This window comes from Psychrobacter sp., from assembly GCF_036731945.1.
Classification (GTDB): domain Bacteria; phylum Pseudomonadota; class Gammaproteobacteria; order Pseudomonadales; family Moraxellaceae; genus Psychrobacter.
Genome location: NZ_DAINDI010000085.1, coordinates 7,487 through 10,321 on the forward strand (window position 1 = coordinate 7,487; position 2,835 = coordinate 10,321).

The 2,835-nt window shown below is 43.4% G+C and carries 3 protein-coding genes; 1 reads left to right on the forward strand and 2 read right to left on the reverse strand.

The genetic code is table 11. The features are described from left to right. Positions 1 to 19: 19 nt before the first annotated feature. Positions 20 to 976 carry an alpha/beta fold hydrolase gene (locus V7D75_RS13245; protein ID WP_333614928.1) on the reverse strand — a complete coding sequence of 319 codons (957 nt, stop codon included), beginning with the start codon at positions 974 to 976 and terminating at the stop codon, positions 20 to 22. A gap of 274 nt (positions 977 to 1,250) precedes the next feature. Here V7D75_RS13245 and V7D75_RS13250 point away from each other — a divergent pair, with 274 nt between their 5' ends. Next, a complete protein-coding gene (locus tag V7D75_RS13250; RefSeq protein ID WP_333614929.1) occupies positions 1,251 to 1,907 on the forward strand; it encodes a hypothetical protein in 657 nt (218 codons plus the stop codon). 24 nt (positions 1,908 to 1,931) lie between these two features. Here V7D75_RS13250 and V7D75_RS13255 read toward each other — a convergent pair whose 3' ends face one another. After that, positions 1,932 to 2,684 carry an SDR family NAD(P)-dependent oxidoreductase gene (locus V7D75_RS13255; RefSeq protein WP_333614930.1) on the reverse strand — a complete coding sequence of 251 codons (753 nt, stop codon included), beginning with the start codon at positions 2,682 to 2,684 and terminating at the stop codon, positions 1,932 to 1,934. Positions 2,685 to 2,835: the final 151 nt, after the last annotated feature.

Here is a 2,835-nt window from a genome sequence, read left to right on the forward strand (position 1 = left end):
TTTTTATGTGAATAAACAATTAACCCTGCAAAAAACCTTTTAATACTCTATAAAATCCAACAGGTTCATCCATTGGTATCGCATGACCTGAGCGCGGTAGTACGACCTCGGTGGCATTGGGTAACATCTGGGTGATTTTTTGCTGCCATTTAGCATCGTAGAGTTTGGAGCGACCACCAATGAGATTGACCACCGGAATAGTGACCCGCTCTAGCGCGCCGCGAAAGTCGTAGGGCAATGTCAAATAAGCTTGCAAGCAGCGCATCTTATGATGCCAAATGCTGTGATCATAAAGCGCAAGTTTGGGGTCATTTTTATAGGTCATCACTTGTATAAGGGCTTTTGAGCGCGTGCGATTGACGGATAAAAGAGAGAACAGCCGTTCAACATCCGTTGCACGGCGTTTCAGGGCAAAAGGCAGATGGGTAAAGCTTTCGATGTCAGCATAAGGTAACGTCTTATCAATTACCTCATGAAAGATATCGAATACTTCTTGCTGCCGCGTGCCAAACAAGCCACCTTGCCAGTCAGGCTGATTATGGATAGCAGGACTTTGGTCGATATTTAAATAGCGGCTGACTTTTGCGCTGCCATAACACTCAAAATACGCCCACATCACTTGCGCGCCCATCGAAATAGCGGCAACAGGTAAGGATTCTATATTACGTGCCAAGCAAATTTGCTCAATGACGATATTGATATCATCGGCATACTGACGCACAAAATCAAACTGGGTTAGCTTGATGTTTTTTGCCGCGCCAAATCCTCGCAGGTGCGGCAGGTAAAAGGCGTATTTACCCGTTAAGGGCAAAATAAAGGGTAAAAACTCACGCGCATCCATACCATAAGCATGCAAGAGCAGTACAGGTTGGCCACTCCCTATCACTGAAATAGGTAGTAATGTGCCGTCAGACAAAGCGATATCAATCGTTTGCACTTTATAGTTAGCAGATAAGTTAATTAATTTGGTTTTCATAAGGCGCTAACCCTTTTTCTATTAACCCATTTGCCAAAGGCTGTTATATTAAGGTGGCAAATATACCCTATAGTCAGTCCTAAATAAAATCAGCACAAGTATGATAACGCGCCACTGGTATTCATTTTATAGCGGACCGCGTAGAGCACACACTCTGAGAACTATTAGTAGATAGCAAATAAGTTTGATAGGGCATGCATGAGGTAGGAAGTGTACATAATAGATACTATATGCTTTGAGGAGGATGCTCAATGATTAATAAGGATATTAGCGTATGGACAAGTTAATTTTACCATTGCTTGATAGCAGCTTATATCCGCAAAGCTGGCAGCAGCAAACATTTACCAATCCGCCTGCGCTATTGTTAGCGATGCTTGAGGCAGAGGATATGGCAGATGCCGAAGCATTTACAAAGCAGTTATTAGCCAATGAGGTTTATCAAGATTGGATCAGTAGCAGCGTGTTTGGCCGCTATCTGCATCGTAATTTTACGGCCTTTTATCGACAAACAGAAGACAGTTTTAATACCGATATGCCAGCGTTATTTCGCCGCGAGCTTATGCGCCACGCCCAGTATTTACCATTAGAGCAAGTATTATTTTTTGCAGGGGATTTAGCAAAAAGCGTACGCCAGAAAAAGGTGTTAATCACAACACTCAATCCTGCTACTGTCATTATCAATGCTCAACAGTTAAGTGCAAAATTTACCCTCAATAATCCGACCATGATTATCAATCAAGTAGTAATTAAAGGTAAGCAAGTTTTAGGATTTCCGATACGCCACAATAAACGTACCAGCGAGCGCACGCGTAATGAGGTATTGATTTTGGATTTTCAGGAATTGCGCTTGGTCAATGAAGATAATGTTATAGCCAAAAAAAGAAGCAACATAGAGGCGACTATATTGCTTCGGTCTTATGAATTGCGTTAATAAACCGAATGGTCGGCTAAACCTTTAAGAATCTTGCTTAGCAATCGTCAGACCATTATAAGTTTGTGCCACTGGCATCACTTCTAAACGGTTGACGTTAATATGAGCAGGCGACTCAATCAGCCATAACAAGATATCGCCAATATCATCACCGGTCATAGTTTTAAAGCCGTCATAAACTTGAGCAGCCTTATCATCATCGCCATGATAGCGCACGTTTGAAAACTCAGTGCCCGCAACATTACCCGGTTCAAGGTTGGTCACCCGTACCTGCGTACCGATGAGATCCGCGCGCAGATTTAAGCTAAACTGTTTGACAAAAGCTTTGGTCGCGCCATAGACGTTACCGCCAAAGTAAGGCCAACTGCCGGCGATAGAGCCGACATTAATGATATAACCGCTATCGCGTGCGACCATGGCTGGCAAGACAGCATGAGTGAGCGCCATCAAACCTTTAACATTGGTATCAATCATACGCATCCAGTCATCGAGATCAGCTTTTTGTGCAGGCTCGGTGCCAAGTGCCAATCCAGCGTTATTCACCAAGACATCAATTTGCTTAAAGTCAGCCGGCAAGTCAGCAATGATTTGCGGGATAGACGTGGTGTCACTAACATCCATGACCACAGGTAAAAATGCCTCGCCCAAAGTATCTGCCAACGCATTCAATTTGTCTAAGCGTCTGGCACAGCCAATCACGCGGTGACCATTGGCAACCAAACGCTCAGCCAGCGCTTTACCGAAACCAGCGCTTGCGCCTGTAATCAATACGTTCATCTTATATCCTTATCATTGATGTTCTGTACATGTTTCATAATTTATAACGCCAGCTTGTCTTGTTTTATTGGCGTTGTCTTACTTATTAAATAACTGCTTACCAAAGATTTTATCGCCCGCATCACCTAAACCTGGAATGATATAACCATGC